The organism is Peterkaempfera podocarpi (genome assembly GCF_042466665.1).
GTDB classification, from domain to species: domain Bacteria; phylum Actinomycetota; class Actinomycetes; order Streptomycetales; family Streptomycetaceae; genus Peterkaempfera; species Peterkaempfera podocarpi.
Genome location: NZ_CP162102.1, coordinates 1,150,988 through 1,175,133 on the forward strand (window position 1 = coordinate 1,150,988; position 24,146 = coordinate 1,175,133).

Sequence of the window (24,146 nt, forward strand, 5' to 3'; positions counted from 1 at the left end):
CTCGCCGAGATCAGACGCCTGATCCACCGCCTCACAGACCGCAGGCCCCCACCCGTCGAGCACCGATCGAATACTGATCTACAGCGAGCAGCATTCGCGGCACATGGTCGCCGAGCACGCCGAGGACTACAACTCCGGCAGCCCTCACCGCGTCCTGAACCTGCCCACCCCTGCCGACGACCGGACGTTGCGCCTCTCCCTGCGCAGCGGATCCAGCGCCACGATGTCCTCAGAGAGCTGATCCACAAGTACCGCAGCACTGCTTGACCGAGATCACAAGATTCCGGCGAAGCCCCAACTCAGCATATGTGCGGGACTTTTGGAGTCCACCAGGGGCCGACGCGGGTCGCGCCCTGGGCGGCAGGATCCGGCCGTCAGCGGCTCCGCCCCTGCGCGGCGTCGAGCAGGCTCAGCTCCTCGTCGGGCAGCCGCACCGCACCGGCGGCGACGTTCGGTCCGGGCGATGCGGATCAGGGCCGGGCTCACCTTGTGCGCCCGGCGGCCCCGCTGGCAACGGTCGCGAAACAGGGCACGAAGGCGATCCCCGACGGCTGGCAGCGCGAGGTGAGGAAGGCTATGCTCCTCGCGATGATGACTCAGTCTCTGAGATTGGGGGTCCCATCCGCGCAAGGTGAGTGCTGATGCTCACTCAGACCGCGTGTGGGGATTCCCGTCTTTCCTTCTGGCTTCGGGTACGTGAGTACGCCGTGCCACCGTCCGTGATCGAGACTGCGACCGCCCGGCGTCATGCTGGGGACTGGGCAGGGGCCTGCGCCGCCGCAGGCATCGATGTCGATCTCCATCTGCGTTCCCTGGCGCGCACTCATGGCCGCGAGCTCGCGGCCCAGGTCCGGGCAGATCTCCGGCATCTGGTACCTGACCTGCTGCGCTGGCACCTGCCGAGGATCGCGCCCGACGGGCTGCTGCGCCCGGGTCTGACCATCGCGCTGGCCCGGTACGACGCTGCCGCGCGCGACGGCACAGGTCCGGTCCACCTGGTGGCCCGGACTCCACCGGCGTGGGCCGACGGCGGTCAGCGGATCAGCCTCGCATTGTGGGACGGCTGCCACTTCGAGGACGGCGCCCGCCATCATCCGCACCCCCGTCCCAGCCGGCGGTTCCGCCTCGACCTGCACCGTCACCTGTGGGACGCCCGCAGGACGGCTGAGCTACGGATCCGGTCCGGGGCCGATCTGCCCGCCGCCGACGGCCGACCGATGACGCACGCGGATCCGATGGGCGTCGTACCACCGGGGCACCGGTATGCCGTTGACCGGTGGGCGGCCGAGGCAGGGATTGTGCTCCGTGCCGAAGAGCGGTCCAGCAATGCCGTTGCGGTGCGCATCGGGACCCGGGACCGGCTCGTCCTGGAGCTGGTCGCGGACCCCGACAGCCCCCGCCCGCCCGCACTGCGGATCACGGCGGCGGTTGCGCAGGACGGCGCCTGCGCGATGCCGGTACTGCCTGACGCAGCGGTCTGGACACTGCCTGACCTGGAGCTGCTCCGGGCCGGTCTGATCGAGGCCGATCAGCTTCACCCGCTGGTTGCCTTGGCCCTGGTGCCGGGTCATTCACCGGCCGTCCCTGCCGGTGAACCCGGCCGGGCGGGACAACCGCGTCTGGTGGAGTGCCGAGGAGCCCAGCACCGGATCGGCCTGGTCGACGGGGTACTGGCTCCGCTTGACCACGACCCGGCCGAGATCCGGCGGGAGGAACTGCTGGCCGCATTGACCGGCACTCCGCTTCCCTGCCTCCAGGCCGTCGACCAGGCACACCGGCGCCCGGACTGCCTCACCGACGTCCGCGAACGCCTGAACCACGGCGACATCGCCGGTGCGTTGGCCGTCATCGAGGGCCTGGTCGGCACTGCCGCACGGCTACGCAACGGCCCGCTGCGAGACGAACTCGAAGCCGCCGCACAGCGGCGGATCAACTACGGGCTGTTCAGAGCAGGCCTGGCTGATCCTGGGCCCGAGCGCACCCGCACCCGCATCCGCCCGGCTGGTCGCCGACTCGGTGGCCGCCGCTCCCACCGCGCGCCACGCGACCTGCCGCTGACCCCGGACCTCGTACCCCCTCAGACAGCAAAGCCAAAGGTGATTCAGACATGCCCGCACGCAACCCGTCCACTGCCACCGCACCCGACGCCGCCCCCACCCGCACCTCCCAACTGGACGTCGCCGCCCAGTTGCTGTCCCTGCTCAGCAAGGCAACCACCGAACCGCGACCCGACACCCAACTGGAGGCCCTGACCCTGGCCGTGGCCGCAGACCTGCCCGTCCTCCTGTGGGGTGAGCCGGGAATCGGCAAGACCGCGGCCCTGTCCCAGCTTGCCGCGGCCCTGAACCTTCCGATCACCACCGTGATCGCCAGTGTGCACGAGCCGTCCGACTTCTCGGGGCTGCCCATCGTCGGAGACGATCCCGCGACCCAGGGCGTGCCGATGGCTCCGCCGGACTGGGCGGTACAACTGGTACGCGCTGGCCAGGGGCTGCTCTTCCTGGACGAGCTGTCCACCGCTCCACCGGCCGTCCAGGCCGCTCTGCTCCGCCTGGTGCTGGAGCGGCGGATCGGATCGCTGCAACTGCCGGCGGGAGTCCGGATCGTGGCTGCCGCCAATCCGCGCTCGTCGGCGGCCGACGGCTGGGAGCTCAGTCCACCCCTGGCCAACCGGTTCGTCCATCTCCAATGGACTCATGACCACGAGGTCGTGGTGCGCGGCCTCGGTGGGACCTGGCCTCGGGCCACCCTGCCGCGGCTCGACCCCGAAAGGCTGTCGGAAGCCGTGGACTTCGCCCGCCGGGCAGTGTGCGGGCTGCTCTCCGCCCGGCCGAGGCTCGTGCACCGGCTGCCCAGCAACGAGACACGCCGGGGCGGCGCCTGGCCATCACCGCGAAGCTGGGAGATGGCCCTGCGGCTGATCGCCTTCGCAACGGCGGCCGGCTCCTCCCGGGAGGTGCTGTCCCTCCTGGTCAGGGGCACGGTCGGGGATGGACCGGGGCTGGAGCTGCTGGCCGGGCTGGACAGGATGGACCTCCCGGACCCCGAGATGCTGCTCGCCGATCCGGCGGCTGCCGTCCTGCCCGAGCGGGGGGATCTGCGCCAAGCCGTGCTCGACGGTGTGGTGGCCGCGGTCCGTACTCGCCCGGACAAGTCCCGCTGGGACGCAGCGTGGGCGATCCTGGTCAACGCGATGGAAACCGGAGCGCCGGACCTGGTGGTCGTCCCCGCGACGACCCTCGCCTCGCTACGCCGGCAGGACTGGGACGTTCCTGCCTCGATCGAGCGGCTCGCCGGAGCGGTGGCACTGTCGCAGCGAGCAGACCAGGCGGCGGCCCGCGTCACTGCGAAGGCCGTCCGATGAACCGGGACGCCCCGCGGACACTGGACCTCGACAAGCTCTTCGCGGCCCGACTGCACGCCGCCCGGGTCCGGCCCTATCTGGCGACGGCGCTGTTCGCCCTGCACCCGGTGGAGTCACGCCGTGTTCCGACGATGGCCGTGGACCGGCACTGGCGGTGCTACGCCTCGGCGTCGTTCGTGGCCCGAACCCCTGTGGAGGAGCTGGCCGGGGTATGGGTGCACGAGGTGTCGCACCTGCTGCGCGACCACCACGGCCGAGGTGACCGGGTCGCGCGGGAGCGCGGGCTGACCGGCCCGGGGGAACGACTGCGGATGAACATCGCGGCGGACTTCGAGATCAACGACGATGTGTTCGGCGACGGTCTGGTCCGGCCCGAAGGCGCCGTCGAGCCAGGAGCCTTCGGGCTGCCCGAGGGGCAGCTCATGGAGGACTACCTGCGCTGGTTCACCCTCGGGCCGCGTACCCAGAACCTCGTCTGGCTGGACTGCGGTAGTGGCGCCGACGGGCTGGACCGAGAGTGGGACCTGGGACCGGACGGCGCCCATGGCCTCAGCGCGCAGGCACGGGATGCGGTCCGCTTCCGGGTGGCGCAGGGCATTACCGCCCGTCCGGGGAACACCTCGCAGGGATGGCAGCGGTGGGCGGAGGAGGCGTTCCACCCACCCCAGCCGTGGCGGCAGTTGCTGGGGGCCGCGGTCCGTTCGGCCACCTCCAGCCCCGGCGCGGGCGAGGACTACACCTACGGCCGGCCGTCCCGCCGCTCGGCCGGCGTACCCGGAGCCGTCCTGCCGAGTCTGCGGCGCAGGCCGCCGCGGGTCTGTGTGGTCATCGACACCTCCGGTTCGGTCAGCGACGCCGAACTGGGCAGCGCGCTCCTCGAAGTCGCTGCGATCTCCCGCGCCGTGGGTGGCCATCGCGACCTGATCACCGTATTGCCCTGCGACGCAGCAGCCCAGGTGGTGCACCCGCTGTGCCGCGCCGAAGGAATACCGCTGATCGGCGGTGGCGGCACGGATCTGCGCACGGGTTTCGCCAAAGCACTCCAGACGCGGCCCCGGCCCGATGTCATCGTGGCCCTGACCGACGGGCAGACACCCTGGCCGAGCACGCGTCCCCCGTGCCGGACAGTCGTGGGCCTGTTCCCTCGACTCCCGGCAGCCCGCTCGTGGGACGAGGACGATCCCGACTACGTACCGGACTCACCCCCCGAATGGGCACACGTGGTCGCCATCGGTTCGGCTCCCGCTGCCCGGTGAGCCCGGTCCCGGCTGGAGCCCCACAAACGCAACCTGCCCGTTGCGCGGACCCAGCCTCGCTCCATCGATCAGGAGTGAGCCTCCGCGCACTGCGGGTGACCCCAGCTGATGCCCACCCTGGTGATCACGTCGCCCTTGGCGCGAGGCCTGGCCCACGGACACGCGCCGCCGTAACGCGCGAGCAGGGTCCGCCAACCGCCCGAGGGGCGAGGCGGACGTCGCTTCGGGAAGCCGGACGATGGGAACCCATCAAGTCCGGTCCGGCGGGAAGCCGCGCGGAAATGGACCTGCCGACAGGCACCTCACCGCACGGCCGACCAACGACCCGGCTGATGCGCTCCCGCCGCCCGGCCCGCGACCACGAGACCCTGCCCGCCGGCAGGAGCTGTGCAGATGAGCGCACGGCCACCGCCTGTCTCAGCACCCTGCGCGGCGCCCTCCAGGTACAGCGAGTGGCAGCCCTGCCAGGGCTGGTAGAGGATGAGAACGCTGCTCCCGCGCCGTACCGCCGAGGAGGCCCGGATATGCGCTGGTGCTCGTCGCTGATCAGGATCGGCCGTGACGGGCTGCGCATCCAACGGGCATTCTCCGCCCCGTCGGCGATCGCACGGGCCGTACTGGCCGTGCTGCTCGCGACGGTCCTCGGCCTGCTGCTGGACGACCCGGTGGCCGGGGCCATGGCCAGCGTCGGCGCGTTCATCTGCGGCATCGGTACGCTGCTGAGCCCGCTGCGACACCCTGTGGTGAACGCGCTCGGGATGGCCGCGGCCTTCAGCACAATGGCGGTGCTGGGGGCCCTGGTGCACGGCACCACCTGGCTGTTCCTGCTGCTGCTCGCGGTCGCGGCGTTCGCCACCGGGCTGTGGCGGACGATGGGCCTCGCGCCCGGCATCCGGGGTTGCCTCGCCGTCATCGGGCTGATGATCACCGCTGATCTCGCTCCCGACGTACATGGCGGCCTGCTCATGGCCGGGTGGATCGCGGTCGGGACCGGATTCGTCGTGGTGGTGCAACTGCTCCCGCCGTACGGTCCGCGCTTCGCCGCCCAGCGCCGCGCCCTTGCAGCCCTGTACCGTTCGCTCGCCGAGGGTTCGGTCGCGGCCGACCCCGCCGCCCTGGCCAGGTCCGCTCCGTTCACGGCGGCCCGGCAGGCCCTGGACCTGCTGCCGCAGTTCAGCCGTCCGCCGGCGGCGGCCATGTTCGGACTGCTGGGAGAGGCCGAGCGCATCCGCCGCGCGCTGCAGACCGTGCGGCTGACGGCACCTGTGACGGCAGCGAGCGGGGACCAGGAAGCACTGGCCGCCGTCGCACAGGTGCTGGGCGACATCTCCCGTACGGTGGCCTCCGGCCGCGAGCACCGCACCCCCGAGGAGGTCTGGACCCGCTTGGAATCACGGACGGCCGCCTCACCCGTGCGCGGCCCGCGCGACCTGGCCGCCAGGCTGCGGCCGGCCGAGCAGCTGGCCCGGCGCTCGACCGACGACCGCCTCGGCGATGTACTGGAACCCCACACCGAGATACCGGGCCTGTACGCGGGCACCCCCTCCGTGGCACGCACCGCCCGGCGGATCCGGGCTCAGCTGCACCCCCAGTCGCCGATCTTCCGCCATGCCGTGCGGCTCGCAGTGGGCGTGGTGGTCGCCGAGGTCATCGGCCGGTCGATCGGCGGGTGGGGCGGGCTGGGCATCTCCGCGCACGGCTTCTGGGTGGCCCTGACCACCATGCTGGTGCTGTTCCCTGAGTACGGACACACCATCGCCCGCGGCTGGGGACGGGCCGCCGGGGCCGTACTGGGCGGCGTCTTCGCCTGGGTGCTGTCGCTGCCGCACTGGTCGCCCGGCGGCCTCGCGGTGGTGGCGGTGGTGCTGGCCGCGGCGTCGTTCGTGACCCTGCGGACCGGACAGCTGATGCTCAACCTGTGGCTGACGACCTGGATCGTCTTCCTCATCCACCACGTCGGTGGGCTGCCCGGGCCGACAGCGTGGGCGCGCGCCGCCGACACGGTGGTCGGCGCCGCGCTCGCCGTGTTCATCTTCCTGGTCTGGCCGACCTGGTCCACCCGGCGGGTGCCGGGCCTGCTCGCGGAGTGGCTACGGGTGCAGGACCGGCTGCTGCCCGAGCTGCTGACCGGCTACGCCGACGTCGGGGCGACCGACCTGGCCGCCGTCGACGCACTGCGGGCACGGTCACGGCAGGTCAGGGAGCATCTGGAGGCCGCGGTGGAACAGTCGCACGCCGAGCCGGCCGAGCACCGCGGCCCCTGGTCGAGTGCGCAGCTGGAGCAGATCAGGACCCAGGTGTCCTCGGTCGCCGGGTGCGCCACCCTGCTGGGCGAACACCTGCCGCGTACCCCGCAGGACACCGTGCCGGAGCTGACCGAACTGGTCGGTCCACTGCACGAACACCTCACCGCCCTCGCCCGCGCCGCCGCCGGAGCCGAGACGGTGGCCCCGGGGGCATTGCGGTCGGTCTTCGACTCCTTCGCCGCCCGCTCCGGCCTGCTGGCCGAGGCGTCCGACGGCTCCGGCAGCGCCACGGCCGGCCGCGCCGTCGCCCTGAGCACCACAACCGTCGATGCCGTCGAGGCGCTGACCGCCACCATCGCCTCCCGCCACCGCCCCCGCCGCCACGCGGCAGCCTGACCGTCCGCTGAGTCGTTGTCGGCCTCGGCCATGGGGTCCTTCTACCGAGGATGGTGAGGGGCGGCGCCGGGTGGGCCCTAGTGGTTGACGCCAGTGCACGGATGGTGCGTTCCGGATTCCCATCGCGACCTGGCCTTCACCGAAGTCACGTGTCGAGTGGCGCGCGACGCGCTGGTCGCGCACCAGCAGCTCCGTGCCGGTCGCCCCGGCAGGAACGGCCGATCCCTCCGTTCACCAGGCCGGCAGTGTCGTCAGCGGTCGGACCGGGGCCTCGATGGTGCGGTGACCCGGCAACCGCAGATCGGCGATCCCGATCAGCAGGATCGAACCGCCGCGCAGCGATGCAGCAACAGGCTGGCCGGCCGCGGCTGAAGCCTGCTCGGTGGCGTGTTGACAGGCCTACCCGTGATCGCCGCGCACCCTGTCGCCGTCCCGGCACCACGACGGCGTTGCCATCACCCGTGGACGCCGGCCTTCTCCCGCCCAAGTCGCGGTCCGCTTGTGGAAAGGGTGGTGGGCTCACCTGCGGATGACGTGGTCCGGCGGATACGGGGTGGTCGGCGTGACACATGGACCTCCGGACTCGGCCATCGGTCGCGTGTAGAGGAAGGGGCCCGGAGAGGTAGGTGGGAAGCCCGGCCTGGCTGCGTCGAGATGGGCGTCCAGGCTCAGTGCGGCGGTGACCAGGGCGAGGTGGGTCAATGCCTGGGGGAAGTTGCCGAGTTGCTCGCCGGTGAGCCCGATTTCCTCGGAGTACAGACCGAGATGGTTGGCGTAGGTGAGCATCTTTTCGAAGACGAGTCGCCCTTCACGCAGATGGCCGGCGCGAGCGAGGGCTTCGACGTACCAGAAAGTGCACGCCGAGAAGGTGCCTTCGGAACCGACCAGTCCATCGGGAGAGGCGGAGGGGTCGTACCGGTAGACAAGGCCGTCGGACACGAGATCCTTCTTGATCGCGTCCAAGGTCGAGAGCCACCGCGGATCCTGCGGGGGGATGAACCCCACCGCAGGCATCCGCAGGAGCGCGGAGTCCAGGACGTCGCTGCCCAGGTACTGCGTGAACGCGGCACGCCCCGGATTCCACCCTCGCTTCAGGATCTGCCAGTAGATGGCGTCGCGTTCCTTCGTCCAGCGCTGCACCTCGGCGGGGCGTCCACTCCGGGCGGCCATGCGGATGGCCCTGTCCAGCGCGATCCAGCTCATGAGCCGTCCATAGGTGAAGTCCTTGTCGCCGCCCCGCGTTTCCCAGATACCGGCTTCGGGACGGTCCCGTTCTCGCACACCCAGTCCACCGTGTTGATCAGCGCCTGCCAGATGCGGCAGGTTGTCGGCAGACCCTGCTGGTCGGCGAAGTGGAGGCACTCCAGTGCCGATCCGTAGATGTCCAGCTGCAACTGGTCAGCGGCACCGTTGCCGACCCGCACCGGAGCGGAGCGCCGGTAGCCTTCCCAGTGACCCAGGGTCTGCTCCGCCAGGTCGGAGGAGCCGTCGACGCGGTACATGACCTTCAGGGAGTGTTCGCCCGTACCGGTGTATTCCTGAACGCGGTCGCCCAGCCACTCGGTGAACGCCATGGCTTCCTCGGTGAATCCCAGCCCGAGCAGTGCGTGAAGGGACAGGGAGGCATCGCGGACCCACGCATAGCGGTAGTCCCAGTTGCGCTCGCCTCCGACCTGTTCCGGCAGGCTGGTGGTCGGAGCCGCAACCATGGCCCCGGACGGGGCGTAGGTCATGAGTTTGAGCGTCATGGCGGAGCGGTTGACCATCTCCCGCCACCGTCCGGTGTAGCGCGATCGCGCCAGCCAGTTGTGCCAGAAGGCGATGGTGTCCTCCAGGAGCTGCTCGCATTCCTCCGGCGGGACGATACGCGGCGGACCGTCGGCGAAAGTCTCCAGCACCAGGCCGCGGGTCATACCGGCCCGCAGCCCTACCGTCATGCACACGTCGCCGGAGTGAATCCTGCCGTCGCTCGCGCACTCATCGCCGAGCGTGTCCACCACATGAATGGTCATATCGGTATCCCGACTGACAAAATGCCAGCCACCCATGCACGAGGTGACCTCATGTGGTTGCCGTGCGTAGTCGAACCGGGGGGCGATCTCGATGTCGAACGTGATCTCACCGCGTGTGCACCGCAGCATGCGGACCAGCCGGTGATGGCTTGTCGGATTGCGCGGCGAGGCAGGCGGCATGAAATCCACGACCGATCCGACGCCTTGCTCGGTCATGAATCTGGTGAGCAGTGCACAGGTGTCCGGATAGTAGAGCTGCTTGGTCGAATACGTCGGCGCCCGGGGAGCAATCGTCCAGCGACCGCCGTTCTCACCGTCGAGCAGGGCTCCGAAAATACTCGGCGAGTCGAATCGCGGGCTGCAGAACCAGTCGATCGTTCCCTCGGTGGAGACCAGCGCGGCCGTCTGCAGGTCACCGATGAGTCCGTGGTCTTCGATCAGCGGATGTTCATTCACGGGACCTCCTCCCATCCTGCCTGGCGCCAGTGGTGACGCCGCCGCTACCGACCGTGACGCTTGCGCACACGCCATGTGCCCCACCTCCAGACTGCCCGCCATGCCCCGGGTTCGCATTACTCCTGGAAGCGGACCAACTGCGCGCCTCGCACGTACGCCCACGCTGTTCTCCGGTGGGTGGCGGCCAGGGAGTGGTCATGGGATCTGCGGCGCACGTGCCAGAGATACGGCTGCAGCACGAACAGGCCCGCTTCGCCTCGGCGGCGTACTGGCGGGCCCACAAGACGTGGAGTCGACCGACATCAGCCAGGACTGCGCAGCCACCTCGGCCACTCCCGCTACCTGGCTGAAGCCGCTGGCGGTTGCGGACGTGATCTTGCGGTGAGACCTGCCCTGCCAGGGGGTCTTCGCCTTTCCGTGGCCGGGAGCAGATCGCCCGGATTGCCAACGCCTGGCGAGAAGACATCATCAACCGGAGGATTCGATCTCAGACACCCAGGGGCGTGAGTCCTCCGCCGAAGCGAGAAGGTAATTCACATCTTCATCCGCCCCGTCGAGCAACACATGGAGGAAATCCGACGTTCCAAGGTCATGAACGCTCCAAGCCTCACGACCCGGCCTTCCACGTCGCCACACAACCACAGGCCATCGATCAGGGTCAGCATCACGCGTAAGCCAGAAGCAGTGATCTGAATTCGGGTTTCGAGCCCAGGCCGCTTCGACGTGCCGGTGTCCGCGGATCAGCCGGGCGAGTTGGGCCGGGCCGGGCTGTTCGGCGGTGAGGCCGGCCTCTTCGCAGACGGCTGGCTGGTCCCGGCAGACACCACGACGGCAGTGCACCCGGTGGACGTCGCGGGGCATGGTTGAGCCCCCGGGCCGCGAGGCCACGGGGGCTGTGCTGCACGCGTCGATGGGGTCGGGCCGCAGCGCGCTTACGCTAACCGAACTGACAGGCTTCCGTATAGGGGGTGCGCCAGGTCGGTCACACAAATCCGGGGGGCTCGCGCGGCCCGCTCCGATGTGTCCGGGGTGGGCCGTCAGCGTTTCCACGGCCGCCGCTCGTCACCCCGGGCCCATCGGCCGGCGGTCCCCCCGCGGTCCGGCCGTGCGGGCTGCCTTGGCACTTCGGATGGCGCCGAGGGTGAGGAGGATGGGGATGCCGAAGTCGACGAGGAGTTCGAGGCCGGAGTCGCCGGCGGTGAGGTCGAAGGCGGTGAGCCATCCTCCGACGGCGAAGGCGGCGAGGATGAGGGTGATGAGCCACAGCAGGGCGCGTTTCATGGGGTCCTCCGTCGGGGCGGAGCGCCAGTGTGGCAGGCGTGTGGTGTGGGTGGCGGGCCTTCGCCTGCCGGAGCACCGGCGAGCAGATCGATGCGCACCTGGCACAGAGTCGGTGGGCTGCAATGCCGGCATTTGATCCGCCGTCTGCGGTCCTCGTCCTCACCCGTCGCCGGCACTCAGCTGCCCGGTACGTCATTCCCCGCTGGCCGACGCGCAATTCAGCAACGAACGCGGCTCCGACCCCGAGGGGGAACGGCATCGGCCCGCTCTGTGGAGACAGAGCGGGCCGGGCCGTTTCAGGATGGTCGTGTTGCGGGCGGTGGCGCTCAGTGGGTGGTGGCGAGGACCTGGGTGGTGCCGTCGGGCATGGCGGCGATGCCGACCTGGCCGGCGGCGAACTTCGCGGCCCCGCCGATGCCCGCCGGGGCGGTCCAACTGGTCCAGGTGCCACTGGCATTGCGGGTGGTCTGCCACACGTTCCCGTCGGTGCCCACCGCGACGACCTGCGAGGAGCCGTTCGGCATACCGGCGATGCCGATGCTGCTGGCACCCATGGCGGTGGTGGTGACGCCGGGGATGGCCTGGAAGCCGGAGAAGACACCCGCGGCGCTGCGGACCTCGTGGTAGACGCTGCCGTTGTTGCCGATGGCCAGGATCTGGGAGGAGCCGTCGGGCAGGCCGGTGATGGCCAGGTCCGGACCCTGGAAGGTGGCCGCGCCGTTTGCACCGGCCAGCTCGGTCCACCCAGACCAACTGCCGTTTGCGTAGCGGATGTCGAGGTACATGTTCTTGTCGGCGCCGTAGGCCAGGACCTGGGAGGAGCCGTCGGGCATGGCCGCGATCTGGACCCTGCTGGCCTTGAAGGCGGGTGCGCCGTTCAGGCCGAGGATGGTGTGGAACACGGTCCACGAACCGTCGCCGTTGCGGACCCGGTGCCAGATGTTGCCGTCGTTGCCGATCGCCACCAACTGCGAGGAGCCGTCGGGCATCCCGGCGATGGCCACGTCGCTGCCGTGGAAGTAGGTGGCACCATTGGCGCCGGTGATGTGGTCGAACGCGGTCCACGACCCGTCGACGTTCCGGCCGGTGTGGTAGATGTTGCCGTCCAGGCCGATGCCGACGACCTGCGAGGAGCCGTTGGGCAGGCCGGTGATGGACTCCTGGCTGCCTGCGAAGGTCGCCGCGCCGTTGGCGCCGTGCAGCGGGTTGAAGTTGGCCCAGGTACCCGACGTGCTGCGCACCGAGTGGTAGAAGGTGCCGGCGGTGACGGGGACCGCGTCGGCGGCGATGTTGTTGTAGCGGTAGGCGGTGTAGTCGCCGGCGGGCCAGCCGGCGATGGTGGAGGCGTTGAGGTTGCCGACGTACTCGTTGGTCAGCACCCTGGGGTTGGACTCGGCGTAGTAGTAGAACGTCCCGGCGGACTTGTCCTTCCAGCCGGCGAACAGGATGACGTGCTCGCTGGTGTAGTCGAGGATGTCGCCGGGCTGCATCGCGGACTTGCTGATGGCGGTGGCCACGTCGGGCAGGGTCCAGGTGGTACGGCTGACAGGCAGGTTCCAGGCCATCGAGACGAAGCCGGAGCAGTCTTCACGGTAGGTTCCGTTGGCGTCGGTGTGATACCCCTGCTGGTTGTAGGGGACGCCTTCGTCGACCCAGCTCTGGGCCCGGGCCATGACCGTGCCGCGGGTGATCGAGCCGCCTCGGGTGGCCGAGGAGGAGGCGTAGTCGACGTTCGGGGACTCGTCGACCATCGCGGAGGCCACGACCGAGGTCCGGGAGCTCAGGGTGGAGCTGGGGTCGGCGGCGATCTCGTCGGCGGTGGCGGTGGCGGGGTTGGCGATCGTGGTGGTGAAGGTGCCTTCGGTGCCGCCGGTGACCTGGCCGGCGTTGGGGTCCGCGACCACGGCGTCGGTGTTGGCGGAGGCGTTGTCGTCGGCGTACGAGGAGCTTGCACCGCCCAGGCCGATGCCGGCGGCGGCGACCACGGCGATGGACAGGGAGAGGAGCTTGCGGGAACGCGAGGTCGTGAACATGACAGTTATCTCCATCGGTAGGTGGTGCCAAGGGGATGCTGCTTGGGGGTCGTGCAGGGTGTTTCCAACGGCACGGCTTGGCCGGACCACCCGGTGGCGGTGGCGCGGGCGGACGGCTGGCCTGCAGGAACAGCCGTCGAAGCCGAGGGCGCGTGCTACGCGCCGTGAAGCGCGGTCATGTGCGGTGGTGAGTTGGCTCGGTGGTGCGGTCGGCCGGCGGTGGGGGTGACCGTTGCCCTGCAGGCGCAGCGGCCGGTACTCGGGGGTGCGGTCGGGGTCGCGAAGGGTTCGTTCGGTCCGGTCGGGCGGAGGCGGACGGCTGTCCTGCAGGAACAGCGGTTCCAGGTGGTGTGGGTGGTGCAGGGTCAGTGCCCGGAGGCCTCGGCGGCAAAGGTGGTGGCGCAGGCGGTGCCGACGGCCTGGGCGGTTGCTGCGGCGAGGGCGTCGGTGACGGCAAGTACGGCGCGAGCGGGGCGATACCGAACGCGACGGACGGCAGCGGTTCGGGCCGGGCGGGTGGCGTTCATGGCGGTGCTCATGTTCAGGGGTTGGTGGAGGAGGGGTGTTCCGCCGAGGTGTCCGGGCCGGGAGGCAGATAGGTGGCGGCCAGGTGCGGGGCCCGGCGGTGGCAGCGGGTGAGCAGGTCGGCGGCCAGATGCCAGGGTTCCTCATCGGGGACCTGGCGCAGGAACAGCAGCAGATCGGTGCGGTCGGGATGAACGTGGGCCCGGGCGTGTTCGAGACGGTCGTGGTCGATGGCGTGGGCCCACAGGGCGTCGAGGACGCGGGCGGCCTCCCGGGGGTCGGGGCGTTCTGGTCGGCGGCGGACCAGTGAGGCGTGGACGAGGTGCAAGGGACTCAGCCGCCCCAGCCCAGGCTGTCCGGCTGCACGCTGACCCCGGGTGCGGCGGCGGTGGCGGTGGGTGCCGCGTCGGCGAGCGGGTGGCCGGTGGCGTGGGCACCGGTGAGCTGCAGGCCGAGGAGGGTGGTGACGACCAGACCCAGGGCGGCAGCGGCGGTGGCGGCGGCGTTGGTGCGGACGGAAGAAGACATGGCGGTTCCCTCTCACTGGCACGGGTGGGTGGCCCGATCGGGCCGAAGCGAATTCCTCAAGGCCCGGGAGTGGGTCCCGGTGTCGCTTCCGTCGTTGTCGGCGACTGCCTTCGAGAAAGACTCTGCCACCCCTCTGACCAGCCCAGAAGAGGTTCCGGAGGTCACCAAGCTGCCCTGGCACCTTGGTGACACGACGGCCGTCCGCAGCCCGTGCCGAAGCTTTACCAACGCTGTAGATGCCCAGGTGCTTCATGGACTTGAGGGTCACGTGAACGAGATGCGAACATGCACACGTCGAGCGCCGCCGGGGGGCAGCGCCGCACCCCAGGGGGAACTGGAATGCTGGAGACGCTGGGCCTGTCCGCTACTTCCGGGACGGTCTACCAGGCCATGCTCGACCACCCCGCCTACGGCGTTGCGGATCTCGCAGCCGTCCTGACGCTCAGCGAGGGCCAGATCCGCTCCGCCATGGACGACCTGGCGGACCTGATGCTGGTCCGCGCCTCCCGTGATCGCCCGGGACAGTGGCGCGCGGTACCGCCCGAGGTCGGCCTGGCCGACATGCTCCATCGCGAAGAGGCCAAACTCGCTGCCCGCCAGGCCCAGCTTGCCGCTTCGCGGGCCACGGTCACCCGTCTGGTCGCCGACCGCGCCGACCATCACGACTCCAGCGGGGCCCACGGTGAGCGCCTGATCGGCATGGACGCCATCCAGGACCGGCTGCAGACCATGGGGCGCACCATGGCCATCGAGTGCATCGGCGTCCACCCTGCCGGCCAGACCGCCGAGGACCTGGAAGCCAGCAGGCCCCTGGACTCCGAGGGGCTGGCCCGTGGCGTCGCCTTCAAGACCCTCTATCAGGACAGCGTCCGCAACGATCCCGCCACCACCGCCTACGCCCACTGGCTCATGGAGGCCGGGGGCGAGGTCCGCACCGCCCCCGTTCTGCCCCAGCGCATGGTCATCACCGACCGAGCACACGCCCTGGTCCCGATCGACCCGGCCGACCCCCGCAAGGGCGCACTGCACGTGACCGAGCCCGGGCTGCTCAACGCCCTGCTCCAGCTCTTCGAACAGGCATGGAACACTGCCGTGCCGCTCGGCGCCGCCCGCACCCAGGACCCCGACACCGGCCTGACCGACACCGAACGCGAACTCCTGCGACTCCTGGGATCCGGCATGACCGACGAAAGCGCAGCAGGGCGCCTCGGCGTCTCCCTGCGCACCGTCCGCCGGCAGATGGCCTCCATCATGGAACGCCTCAACGCCGCCAGCCGCTTCGAGGCCGGCCTCAAAGCCGCCCACAAAGGCTGGCTCTGACAAGGCATCGAGTCCTGTCCCTCGTGAAAACCCACGCCTGCGTCGTTGACCAGGCCTCCGCGGCGGGCCGGCCTCTCCAGCTGATGGGCGATCCCCTCCAGCTTGGCGCCCAAACGCAGGCTGGACGGCTGCTCAGGGTTTTCCTCCTGCTTCCCTTCCGTCATCGGCTCGGTCGACCTCGGCGGCCCTGAGCCGGTGGGAGTCGGTACTGGCCTGGATCAGGGTGCCTTTGCAGGTGAGCGGGTCGGCGATCGCCGCACAGACCCTGGGACGGGTGTACGTCACTTCGCACTCACGACGGATCAGCTCGTACAGCCGCTCACGCGAGCGGTCCACCCTGGCCTCCTGCCGCGACCGTAATCAAACAAGACCCCAGCATGACACCACAAAACATGACAAGACACCCATGACGTCCAGAGTGGCATTCCGTGCCTCAACGGAACACAACGGCTCTCATGCTCACTGCCGAAACGACGGTTTCCGATCCCACCGCCGTGACGCCGCGCCCCTCTGTCCCGACGCGCGAGTGAGGTGGCGCCAGCGGTGTCGGCCCGGGCCTGATGCCGGGCGTCGCTGTGAGCTGACGACTGCGGCGAGTCTTTGGTTCTTGACTCGGCGGGCAAGTAGGGCATGGCTCTGTCCGGAGGCCCGCGTGACGGGGGCGGCCCAGGCGTATGCCTTCAGGGAGCGTGCGTCGGTGAAGCGGCGCGGCAAGGCGGGGAAACGCCTCGCTGCCGTGGGTGCGGGCCTGGCAGCATGCACGCATGGGTGATCGGCGAGCGGCGGCACGGGACAGTGTGCAAGGGCTGGCGTTGGGTGATGCGTTCGGGGAGCGGTGGTTTCCGCTGTTCCGGACGCCCGAGGCGGCGTATGCACAGATCAGGGCGCGGCGTATGCCATCGGAGGCGCCGTGGTACTGGACCGATGACACGGCGATGGCGCTGGGAGTGCTGCGGACGCTGCACGACCGGGGGGAGATCGAGCAGGACCACCTGTCCCGAGTGCTGGCCGAGACGTATCTGGCCGATCCGGCCCGGGGCTACGGGTCGGGGATGCATGAGTTGCTGCCCCGGCTGGCCAAGGCACCGACCGCGTGGCGTTCCGGGGCGCAGGGCCTGTTCGGCGGGCGGGGCAGCCTGGGCAACGGTGCAGCGATGCGGACAGCGCCGCTCGGGGCGTGGTTCCACGACGATCTCGACCAGGTGGTCGTCCAAGCGGTGCGTGCGGCCGAGGTGACCCACCGGCACCCGGAAGGGATCGCGGGCGCAGTGGCCGTTGCGGTCGCGGCGGCGGCCGCAGCCGCGACCAGGGACCGGGCGTGCCCGATCGGCTCCGGCTTCCTGCGCACGGTCGCCGAGCGCACGCCGCCCAGCCTGGTACGCGACGGCCTGGAGCAGGCCGGTGACCTGCCGGCGGACACACCGGCGTGGAAGGCCGCCGACCTGCTCGGCAACGGTCAGCGAATCCGTGCCGACGACACCGTCCCCTTCGCCCTGTGGTCCGCCGCTCACCACCTGGACAGCCTCACCGACGCCCTGTGGGTCACCGCCGAGGGACTCGGCGACGTGGACACCACCTGCGCCATCACCGCAGGCATCGTCGCCGCCCGCACCGGACTCCACCACATCCCCGACAATTGGCTGGCCCGACGCGAACCGCTCCCCGACTGGGTCGAGACCGACACCGAGGCCGAACCTGGCTGCGCACCGTGAGCAGCTTCCACACGCTCCGCGCCCGGGTCCACGACGCCTCCCTCCCGCCCTACCGCCGTCTCTCCGCATTGCGCTCCTGCCTGCAGATGTTCGCCCCGTACGGGTTCCGCGCCACCTACCACCACCTGGTCCGGACCGCGGGCATCCCCCGACACCTCGATCGGGATCCCGACTCCCTGGTCCGGGCCGTCGACGAGCTCCACGCGGCCCGGGAGCTGTGGTTGGCAGCGGAGCGCGAGTACGCCGAGCGCCGCCGACTCGAGAAGCGGGCCGGGCGGCGCACGCCCTCGCAGGCGGACACCTGGCGGGTATGGACCCGGGGCTGGGGCAGCGTCTCCTACTACTGCCCCGACCCGCGCCGCCACCCCGACGGCCCCCTGACAGGCACGTTCCACCACAGCATCCACCCCGCGACACCGGTCCCCCACGACGCCTGCCCACTGTGTCGGGGCGTCGCCACCGTGGCCTGGTCCGACGGCCATCGCACCTACCAACTCTGCGTCCACTGCGGCATCGCCCTCACCCAGCAGCCGGCAGACCATGACAGCGATCAGGCCAGACAGGCGGCTCGACAGTGGAAGGCCACATGGCACCGCCTGGACGCCTCGATGTAGACGACCAACGCGGCGCAGCCGGAATGGGCCGGGCCTCACTCCCCCAGCATCCGCCACAGCTGGTTGGTCCTCACCACCCGGACCGGCACAGCGCAGAGAGGCGTGTGAGCGGCCCGTGAGCCGCAGTGGGCCCCCTGGCCATGCTCGACCTCGGACCAGGCAGGCCACAGGTCCTGCTGCCCGCAACGTGTCCGAGGGGCCCCTGGTCGTGCTCGACGTGGGTCCGTATGGCAGTACCCTCTCCGGCCTTGGCTTCGCGTGGTCGCGGCTCCGTCGAATGTCAGTGCCTCGTGCTTTGATTCGGCCACGGTCTGACGAAGGGGAGGACATGACGCGTACGACACCACCGCGCCCGTTGGACATCACCGAGGCGTTCCCGGAACTGGCGGGTCTCGCCAGGACGGCATGTCGGCTCCACCCCGTTCCGGGGAAGCCCACCGTCCATGACAGCTCGGTGGGCGGACCGCTGCTGTGGCCAGCGGACGAGCCCTGGCCGGAGTACGAGTTGACGTACGTTCCCTACGAGCCTGTGACCAAGCTTGCGGACATCCATCTGCGGCGCACCCTGCTGACGCGGACGTATTCACCGCCCGGCGGCCCCGGCGAAACACTGACCGAGGACGAGCAGGAAACCCTCAGGCGGGCCAGTGCGGATCACCCCCCGGAGTCATTCCCTTCCGGGCCCCAGGCACTGATCCCGCTCGCCCAGCTCTACTCCCGCGATGCGCCCGGACTCGCTTTCCCGCAGGGCACGGATCTCCTGCAGGTGCTCTGGGCGCCGTCCTATGAGATCGAGGGCGATTCCGCCGCAGTACAGCTGAGATGGCGGCGGACCTCGGAGGTACGGGACGTCCTGCTCGCCGCGCCGGAGCCCGTCTATGTCGCGATGCAATGGTGCGTGCCCGTGCCGTGCGTGCTGCACCCCGAACCGGTGCGCGAGTTCCCCCCGTACCAGAGTCTCGACAAGGACCTCGCCGCGCGCTTGATGGAGTGGGACTTCTACGAGTCCGAGCTGTCCGTCGCCCCCGGCTGGAAGGCCGGGGGATGGCCCGCGCACTTCACCTTCCGTGACCCGCCGGAGCCGGATTCGGCCGAGCTGCGCTGCCCCGAGTGCGGCGGACCCGTGGACGCCCTGCTCACGGTGGGCGGCACCGAGTGGGGCAAGCCCAATGACAGTTGGCGCCCTGTCGAATGCGGAGAGGGCGCGGAGAGGGCACCCGGTCAGTCCTCCCAGGACTTGAGGGATCCCACCGATGTGACCATCGGCCGCGGCTACACCCTGCAGATCTACAACTGCGTCGGTACGCCGTCCCATCTGCCACGGCGCATCATGCAGTGACGCCCGGCCCGGCGCGGCGTCCTTGCCGGTGACTCACGACTTCGGCGGCCGGACCGGCACTCACCGCACCGTGCTGTGCCGGCCGCCACCGGCCCGCATCTCCACCTCCACGCCCGGCGCGACCGCCGGGTACCGGCCCAGCAGCCGGTCCACCCGCTCGTCGCCCAGCTGCTCGGCCACCGCCCGGCCTGCAACTCATCCAACCGAGGCGGCGTCACCTTCTCCGAAGACGAGGCATCCCGACCGCCTCACCCGTACCGGAGCGGCCCCGAGGATCGCCAAGCCCTCTCGGTTGTGCTCGGGGAAAGCCCTGTTCGGGGACCGGGCTGGTGCCGATCAGAGGGCTCGTTACGGTGCGTTGAACCACTGCGGAGTGTCGAGGCGGAACGCGTCGGGTGGCGTGACCTTGCGCAGGTCCTCCACCATGGCCCGCAGCCGGTCCTCGCCGATGGTCGCAGCCCACTGGTCGCGCAGGTCCTCGAAGATCCGCTCCGACCGCTCGAGTGCGTCGTAGGCGTGCGGGGTCAGCGTGTAGGTCTTACGGCGCGCATCGCCGGGATCGTGTCCGGGCTGCAGATAGCCGAGACCCTCCAGCATCTCGATGGTCTTGCCCGCCGCTTGCTTGGAGACGCCCAGCGCCCGGCCCAGGTCGGCGGCCGTGGCCCCGTACCGGCCGCCGGCCCGCATGACGGCCTGGAAGACGAACCCGTGCATGGGCCGCATCTGCGGATGGCCCTGTCGGGCGAGCTCCTCGTGCAGCTCGTCGATGAGCACCCGAAACCCCAGAAGCAGCCGCAGCGGCAGTTCAAAGCCTTGCAGATCGCTTGACACGATAGACAACCTCATTAACCATATAGACAACGACCTTGTCCATACTAGGGATGTGAACCGTGCCGATCATCCGTCATGCCGAGAGCCGTCGATACGAGACCCCGAACGCCGTCATGACCACCTTCGCTTCGCCGACCCTGGGGGGTGCGCGATCCTCCATCTGGCGCACCGAGGTCAAGCCCGACGTCAAGGGCCCCGTCCACATCTTCGACGTCGAGCAGACCTGGACCTTCCTCGAAGGGGAGGCAACCATCGAACTCGACGGTGAAACCTCCGCTGCGGGCCCCGGCGACACGGCGGTCCTGCCCGCCCACACCACCCGCCAGCTCACCGCCGGCCCCCGGGGTTACACCGCCATCGTCACGGCTCCCGCCGACGCTCACGCCTGGATCCCCGGCGACACCGGCAACAAGATCACACCCCCCTGGATCGCCTGACCGGCAGCCTCCGAGGTACGCCACACGGTGCGGCCAAACGCACGAACAACGGCTCGACCGCAAGTGGCGGACTGAAGCCGCGATCGCCGCCGCCTGCCCCCGCCCTGCCGTCAGGCGGTCACGGTCTGGCTGCGACAGGCGGTCGGGCGTCCGAGGTAGGTCGCAGCGTAGACGAGCGTGGCGGCAGCCATGACGGCGAAGCTGGGTGGGCACTGGGGTATCCATGCCGCTGCCGCGAGCCCGGTCCACATCTCCCCCACGGCCAGCCCGGCCGCGAGGGCGAGGCCACGGAAGGGGCGGTCGGTGAGGCGGGCCCCCGCGCCCGCAGGTGCCGCGAGCAGACCGAGGAGCAGCAGCGAGCCCACGGCCTGCGTGGCCTCGCCTGCGGTGACGCCGACCAGGGCGAGGAAGCCGAGTCCCAGCGCCCTCACGGGGACGCCGCGGGCGGCGGCGACGTTTTCGTCGAGGGTGGCGAACAGCAGCGGGCGGGCGATCAGCAGGACGGCCGCTGTGACGGCGAGGGCGATCAGCACGGCGGTCAGGGTCTGTTGGCGGTCCAGGCCGAAGATCGACCCGAAGAGCACCGTGGTACCGGCGCTGCCGTTGCCCATCCCGCCGGCCGAGGTGGTGTAGAGGGTCAGGAAGAAGGAGCCGAGACCGAGGATCCAGGCGAAGGCACCGCCGATGACCACGTCGTCGGCCCGGCCGCGCCGTCCGATGCCGGCCAGCAGCAGGCCGACCAGGACACAGGCCAGGAAGACGCCGAGGCGCAGGTCGTATCCGGCGGCGAGGGCGGCCATGGCGCCGGTGAAGGCGACGTGGCTGAGCGCGTCGCCGGTGAAGACCTGGGCGCGCAACACCAGGAAGTAGCCGACGAGGCCGGCTGCGAGAGCGATGAACGTGCCGGCCAGCAGGGCGTGCTGAAAGAACGGCTGGGACCAGGCGGTGGCCGCTGCGAATGCGAGGGACTGGTTCATGCGGCACCTGCCGTGATGGTTGCGGAGGCGTTTCGGTTGGCGAGTACGGTCGCGAGCAGGCGGGCGCCCTGGGCGAGGAGGAAGAGTACGAATGCGATGGTGGTGACGAAGAAGCCGAGCGGGTAGGGCCGGAACCAGGCGGCGACCAGCCCGGCCCAGGTCGCTGTGAAGCCGATCACGACGGTCAGCAGCAGGCTGCGGCCCGGGCGCGCGGTGAGCAGCTGCGCGGTTGCCGCCGGGAGCACCATGAGTGCGAAGACCAGCAGCGCGCCGGTGATCTGTGCGGCCTCGGCGGTCGCCGCGCCCAGCAGGACGAGGAAGGCCACGGACAGCGCGCGGACCGGCACGCCGCGAGCGGCGGCGACCTGCGGGTCGACGGAGGCGAACAGCAGTGGACGGCCGATCACCGTCAGCACGACGAGGACCGCCGCGCCGACGACCGTGAGGGTGGCGGCCTGTCCGGTGGTGATGCCGAGGAAGCTGCCGAAGAGCAGCGACTGCGGCCCTTCCAGCAGTCCCTTGTAGAGCGCCATGAACAGATATCCGCAGGCCAGCAGGAACGCCTGCACAGTCCCGGTGGCCGCCGATTCGTCCGAGCCCCGGGGCTCGCGTACGCGCCGCAGCGCGGCCAGCACCAAGGCTGCGGCGATGCAGAAGCCGAAGTAGCCCAGACTCAGTGCGAATCCGGCCAGGGTCGCGAGCGCCGCGCCGGGGAAGGCGACGACGGAGAGGGTGTGTGCGGCGAACGTCTGCCTGCGCAACACCACGAACCAGCCCACCGCCGACGCGACGACGGCCACGATCGCACCCGCCCGGAAGGCGTTGACCATGAACGGGTAGGACCACATCTGTTGGAAGTCGGCGAAGAGGTTCCACGAGAAGGAGGCCTCGCCCATCTCAGTCACCTCCGCTGCGCTGCCGCCCGACAGGGCGGTCGGTGTGCAGGGCCGGGGCCTCGGGCCGGCCGACCACGACGAGCCGCCCGTCCTTGGTGGAGAGGACCTCCACGGGCGTGCGGTAGAGGCGGGTCAGCGTCCCGGAGTTGATGACCTCGCTCGGTGGGCCGCACACGGCACCGCCCTCCGCGATGTACACGACGCGGTCGAGGTGGTGGAGTATCGGATTGACGTCGTGGGCGACCAGCACGACCGCCACACCCTCCCGATGGCAGATCCGGCCGATCAGGGCCGCGACGGCGCTCTGGTTGGGCAGGTCGAGGCTGTCCAACGGTTCATCGAGCAGCAGCACCTCGGGGCGGCGGACCAACGCCTGGGCGATCAGCAGCCGCTGCTGCTCGCCGCCCGAGCACTGCCCGATCGGCCGCTGCGCATAGGCGCTTGCACCGACCAGCTCGATCACCTCCGTGATCCGCTGCCGCTCGACGCGGCGGCTGCGTGACCAGGGCAGCGGGACGCCCCAGCGATCGCCGTCCAGGCCCATGCGGACGATGTCGGCGCCCCGGATCCGCAGGTCCGCATCGAAGCTGCGGCGCTGCGGCAGGTAGCCGATCCGGTGCCCGGCCTCGCCGGGACGCCGACCCAGCACCCTGACGTCCCCCGCTGCGGCCGGCACCGTACCGAGGAGCACCTTGACCAGCGTGGACTTGCCGACGCCGTTGGGGCCGAGCACGGCGACGAACTCCCCGCTCCGGACCTCCAGATCGACTCCGGACCACAGGGTTCGCCCCCCGACCCGGGCTGCGGCAGCACACAGGCACAGCACCGGGGAACCGGACGGCGCGGTGGTGTCCACGGGCTCGGCCGCGCCGGCTGCCACGATCGCCGGGGTTTGTGTTCGCGGGGTGGAGTTCATGGCGTTCTCACTTCCCGGTGGCCTGGTGCAGGGCCTGTTCGATGCCCTGGAGCTCGGCGGTCTGCCACTGCTCGAACGTCGCGTTCGCGGGGGTGAGAGTCTCGGTGACCGTGGCGACCGGGATGCCCTCGGACTTGGCCAGCTTCACCTGGGCGGCCACGTCCGGGGTGGAGTTCTGGCTGTTGTAGACGTAGATCTTGATCTGCCTGCCCTTGATCTGCCGGTCGATCAGCGCCTTGTCTGCGGCGGTCGGGTCGGTGCCCTCGCTCATCGCGTCGAGGAACGACTCCGGGGTCAGCATCTTCAGGCCGAGACCCTGGGCCAGCGGCGTCACGATCGACTCCGACGCCCCGATCGGCGTGCCCGCGTAGGTGGCCTTGATGTCGGCGATCAGCTGGTTGTACCGGGCCAGGGTCCGGGTCTCGAAGATCTGCTTCCGCTGGTCGAAGTAGGCGGCGTCGCCCGGGTCGATCGTCTTGTAGTCGGCGGTGATCTGCTCGATCACCTGGTGCACATGGTCGGGCGAGTACCAGCGGTGCGGGTTCCCACCGGGCTGGATACCCACGAGGTCGCCGACCTTCAGCTCGGTGCGGCCGCTGCCGGGGTTGGTGGCCAGCAGCTTGTCCGCCCATGCGTCGTAGCCGATGCCGTTCACGATCGCGTACTGCGCGGTGGTCACCGTGCGCGCGTCGGCTGCCGTGGGCTCGTAGGAGTGCGGGTCCGTGTCGGGGTTGGCGATGATGCTGCTCACATGCGCGTGCGACCCACCCAGGCGAGCCGCTATGGAGCCCCAGAAGTTCTCCGCCGCCACCACCTGGATCACCTTGCCGCCCGCCGCAGCACCGGATGCGGTACCTGACCCCGAGTCGGGGGAGGCCGGGGAGGGGGTCGAGCAGGCGCTGAGGGCCGCGAGCAGTGCAACCGCTGCTGCGCCGAGAACCGGTCCGGCAGGGCGGCGGTCCGGGAGACGGGACATGACGGGTGCGCACATGGCAGGACCCTCCAGG

Annotated in this window: 20 protein-coding genes and 2 pseudogenes; 10 read left to right on the top strand and 12 right to left on the bottom strand. The window is 70.4% G+C overall.

Annotated elements, in window-relative coordinates; all coding sequences use genetic code 11:
• The first annotated feature begins 103 nt into the window (after positions 1 to 103).
• The 5 genes and pseudogenes from AB0761_RS05145 to AB0761_RS05165 all read left to right on the top strand — a co-directional run bounded on the left by AB0761_RS05145 (position 104) and on the right by AB0761_RS05165 (position 7,262).
• Positions 104 to 241: a hypothetical protein gene (locus tag AB0761_RS05145; protein WP_377267758.1), complete on the top strand. Its 138-nt coding sequence runs from the start codon at positions 104 to 106 to the stop codon at positions 239 to 241.
• Positions 242 to 641: 400 nt separating this feature from the next.
• Positions 642 to 2,033 (top strand): annotated as a pseudogene (locus AB0761_RS05150) (hypothetical protein); the annotation flags it as partial.
• Between the two features lie 74 nt (positions 2,034 to 2,107).
• Positions 2,108 to 3,364 (top strand): AAA family ATPase, encoded by a 1,257-nt coding sequence (locus AB0761_RS05155; RefSeq protein WP_377267759.1) that lies wholly within the window; start codon positions 2,108 to 2,110, stop codon positions 3,362 to 3,364.
• The gene (locus AB0761_RS05160; RefSeq protein ID WP_377267760.1) at positions 3,361 to 4,620 is read left to right on the top strand and encodes a VWA-like domain-containing protein; all 1,260 of its coding nucleotides are present in this window, start codon (positions 3,361 to 3,363) and stop codon (positions 4,618 to 4,620) included. Before AB0761_RS05155 ends, AB0761_RS05160 begins: the two co-directional genes overlap by 4 nt.
• Before the next feature lie 524 nt (positions 4,621 to 5,144).
• Positions 5,145 to 7,262 (top strand): FUSC family protein, encoded by a 2,118-nt coding sequence (locus tag AB0761_RS05165; RefSeq protein WP_377267761.1) that lies wholly within the window; start codon positions 5,145 to 5,147, stop codon positions 7,260 to 7,262.
• A 642-nt stretch (positions 7,263 to 7,904) separates the two neighbouring features.
• Here AB0761_RS05165 and AB0761_RS05170 read toward each other — a convergent pair.
• From AB0761_RS05170 to AB0761_RS05195, 6 genes and pseudogenes are all read right to left on the bottom strand, one after another.
• Positions 7,905 to 9,730 (bottom strand): annotated as a pseudogene (locus AB0761_RS05170) (glycoside hydrolase family 15 protein); the annotation flags it as partial.
• A 1,062-nt stretch (positions 9,731 to 10,792) separates the two neighbouring features.
• Complete coding sequence (locus AB0761_RS05175) at positions 10,793 to 11,011, bottom strand: hypothetical protein (RefSeq protein WP_377267762.1); 219 nt, start codon at positions 11,009 to 11,011, stop codon at positions 10,793 to 10,795.
• 326 nt (positions 11,012 to 11,337) lie between these two features.
• Positions 11,338 to 13,044, bottom strand: coding sequence for a hypothetical protein (locus AB0761_RS05180; protein WP_377267763.1), 1,707 nt, complete (start codon positions 13,042 to 13,044; stop codon positions 11,338 to 11,340).
• A 365-nt stretch (positions 13,045 to 13,409) separates the two neighbouring features.
• A complete protein-coding gene (locus AB0761_RS05185; protein ID WP_377267764.1) occupies positions 13,410 to 13,583 on the bottom strand; it encodes a hypothetical protein in 174 nt (57 codons plus the stop codon).
• A 2-nt stretch (positions 13,584 to 13,585) separates the two neighbouring features.
• On the bottom strand, positions 13,586 to 13,897 hold the full coding sequence (locus tag AB0761_RS05190) for a hypothetical protein (RefSeq protein ID WP_377267765.1): 312 nt from the start codon (positions 13,895 to 13,897) through the stop codon (positions 13,586 to 13,588).
• A 5-nt stretch (positions 13,898 to 13,902) separates the two neighbouring features.
• Complete coding sequence (locus AB0761_RS05195) at positions 13,903 to 14,097, bottom strand: hypothetical protein (RefSeq protein WP_377267766.1); 195 nt, start codon at positions 14,095 to 14,097, stop codon at positions 13,903 to 13,905.
• Positions 14,098 to 14,436: 339 nt separating this feature from the next.
• Here AB0761_RS05195 and AB0761_RS05200 point away from each other — a divergent pair, with 339 nt between their 5' ends.
• The gene (locus tag AB0761_RS05200) at positions 14,437 to 15,417 is read left to right on the top strand and encodes a LuxR C-terminal-related transcriptional regulator (RefSeq protein WP_377267767.1); all 981 of its coding nucleotides are present in this window, start codon (positions 14,437 to 14,439) and stop codon (positions 15,415 to 15,417) included.
• A gap of 132 nt (positions 15,418 to 15,549) precedes the next feature.
• Here AB0761_RS05200 and AB0761_RS05205 read toward each other — a convergent pair whose 3' ends face one another.
• The gene (locus AB0761_RS05205) at positions 15,550 to 15,753 is read right to left on the bottom strand and encodes a hypothetical protein (RefSeq protein ID WP_377267768.1); all 204 of its coding nucleotides are present in this window, start codon (positions 15,751 to 15,753) and stop codon (positions 15,550 to 15,552) included.
• 428 nt (positions 15,754 to 16,181) lie between these two features.
• On the opposite strand from AB0761_RS05205, the gene AB0761_RS05210 reads away from it, so the two are divergent.
• The 3 genes from AB0761_RS05210 to AB0761_RS05220 all read left to right on the top strand — a co-directional run bounded on the left by AB0761_RS05210 (position 16,182) and on the right by AB0761_RS05220 (position 19,082).
• On the top strand, positions 16,182 to 17,129 hold the full coding sequence (locus AB0761_RS05210) for an ADP-ribosylglycohydrolase family protein (RefSeq protein ID WP_377267769.1): 948 nt from the start codon (positions 16,182 to 16,184) through the stop codon (positions 17,127 to 17,129).
• The gene (locus tag AB0761_RS05215) at positions 17,126 to 17,743 is read left to right on the top strand and encodes a hypothetical protein (protein WP_377267770.1); all 618 of its coding nucleotides are present in this window, start codon (positions 17,126 to 17,128) and stop codon (positions 17,741 to 17,743) included. Before AB0761_RS05210 ends, AB0761_RS05215 begins: the two co-directional genes overlap by 4 nt.
• Positions 17,744 to 18,071: 328 nt before the next feature.
• Positions 18,072 to 19,082, top strand: a complete 1,011-nt coding sequence (locus AB0761_RS05220) for a hypothetical protein (RefSeq protein WP_377267771.1) — start codon at positions 18,072 to 18,074, stop codon at positions 19,080 to 19,082.
• 348 nt (positions 19,083 to 19,430) lie between these two features.
• On the opposite strand, the gene AB0761_RS05225 is transcribed toward AB0761_RS05220, so the two are convergent.
• Positions 19,431 to 19,913: a MarR family winged helix-turn-helix transcriptional regulator gene (locus AB0761_RS05225; protein ID WP_377273939.1), complete on the bottom strand. Its 483-nt coding sequence runs from the start codon at positions 19,911 to 19,913 to the stop codon at positions 19,431 to 19,433.
• A gap of 59 nt (positions 19,914 to 19,972) precedes the next feature.
• On the opposite strand from AB0761_RS05225, the gene AB0761_RS05230 reads away from it, so the two are divergent.
• Positions 19,973 to 20,350, top strand: coding sequence for a cupin domain-containing protein (locus AB0761_RS05230; RefSeq protein ID WP_377267772.1), 378 nt, complete (start codon positions 19,973 to 19,975; stop codon positions 20,348 to 20,350).
• Between the two features lie 110 nt (positions 20,351 to 20,460).
• On the opposite strand, the gene AB0761_RS05235 is transcribed toward AB0761_RS05230, so the two are convergent.
• From AB0761_RS05235 to AB0761_RS05250, 4 genes are read right to left on the bottom strand one after another with little or no spacing between them, the layout of a single operon-like run.
• On the bottom strand, positions 20,461 to 21,327 hold the full coding sequence (locus tag AB0761_RS05235) for a metal ABC transporter permease (RefSeq protein WP_377267773.1): 867 nt from the start codon (positions 21,325 to 21,327) through the stop codon (positions 20,461 to 20,463).
• A complete protein-coding gene (locus AB0761_RS05240; RefSeq protein ID WP_377267774.1) occupies positions 21,324 to 22,223 on the bottom strand; it encodes a metal ABC transporter permease in 900 nt (299 codons plus the stop codon). The genes AB0761_RS05235 and AB0761_RS05240 overlap by 4 nt, the downstream gene beginning before the upstream one ends.
• A gap of 1 nt (position 22,224) precedes the next feature.
• Positions 22,225 to 23,139 (bottom strand): metal ABC transporter ATP-binding protein, encoded by a 915-nt coding sequence (locus AB0761_RS05245; protein WP_377267775.1) that lies wholly within the window; start codon positions 23,137 to 23,139, stop codon positions 22,225 to 22,227.
• Positions 23,140 to 23,146: 7 nt separating this feature from the next.
• Complete coding sequence (locus AB0761_RS05250; RefSeq protein ID WP_377267776.1) at positions 23,147 to 24,115, bottom strand: metal ABC transporter solute-binding protein, Zn/Mn family; 969 nt, start codon at positions 24,113 to 24,115, stop codon at positions 23,147 to 23,149.
• Positions 24,116 to 24,146: the final 31 nt, after the last annotated feature.

Bases quoted from the DNA above. Each gene is read 5' to 3' on its own strand.
- AB0761_RS05145 (WP_377267758.1), top strand. From the start codon at position 104: ATGGTCGCCGAGCACGCCGAGGACTACAACTCCGGCAGCCCTCACCGC.
- AB0761_RS05155 (WP_377267759.1), top strand. From the start codon at position 2,108: ATGCCCGCACGCAACCCGTCCACTGCCACCGCACCCGACGCCGCCCCC.
- AB0761_RS05160 (WP_377267760.1), top strand. From the start codon at position 3,361: ATGAACCGGGACGCCCCGCGGACACTGGACCTCGACAAGCTCTTCGCG.
- AB0761_RS05165 (WP_377267761.1), top strand. From the start codon at position 5,145: ATGCGCTGGTGCTCGTCGCTGATCAGGATCGGCCGTGACGGGCTGCGC.
- AB0761_RS05175 (WP_377267762.1), bottom strand. From the start codon at position 11,011: ATGAAACGCGCCCTGCTGTGGCTCATCACCCTCATCCTCGCCGCCTTC.
- AB0761_RS05180 (WP_377267763.1), bottom strand. From the start codon at position 13,044: ATGTTCACGACCTCGCGTTCCCGCAAGCTCCTCTCCCTGTCCATCGCC.
- AB0761_RS05185 (WP_377267764.1), bottom strand. From the start codon at position 13,583: ATGAGCACCGCCATGAACGCCACCCGCCCGGCCCGAACCGCTGCCGTC.
- AB0761_RS05195 (WP_377267766.1), bottom strand. From the start codon at position 14,097: ATGTCTTCTTCCGTCCGCACCAACGCCGCCGCCACCGCCGCTGCCGCC.
- AB0761_RS05200 (WP_377267767.1), top strand. From the start codon at position 14,437: ATGCTGGAGACGCTGGGCCTGTCCGCTACTTCCGGGACGGTCTACCAG.
- AB0761_RS05210 (WP_377267769.1), top strand. From the start codon at position 16,182: ATGGGTGATCGGCGAGCGGCGGCACGGGACAGTGTGCAAGGGCTGGCG.
- AB0761_RS05220 (WP_377267771.1), top strand. From the start codon at position 18,072: ATGACGCGTACGACACCACCGCGCCCGTTGGACATCACCGAGGCGTTC.
- AB0761_RS05235 (WP_377267773.1), bottom strand. From the start codon at position 21,327: ATGAACCAGTCCCTCGCATTCGCAGCGGCCACCGCCTGGTCCCAGCCG.
- AB0761_RS05240 (WP_377267774.1), bottom strand. From the start codon at position 22,223: ATGGGCGAGGCCTCCTTCTCGTGGAACCTCTTCGCCGACTTCCAACAG.
- AB0761_RS05245 (WP_377267775.1), bottom strand. From the start codon at position 23,139: ATGAACTCCACCCCGCGAACACAAACCCCGGCGATCGTGGCAGCCGGC.
- AB0761_RS05250 (WP_377267776.1), bottom strand. From the start codon at position 24,115: ATGTCCCGTCTCCCGGACCGCCGCCCTGCCGGACCGGTTCTCGGCGCA.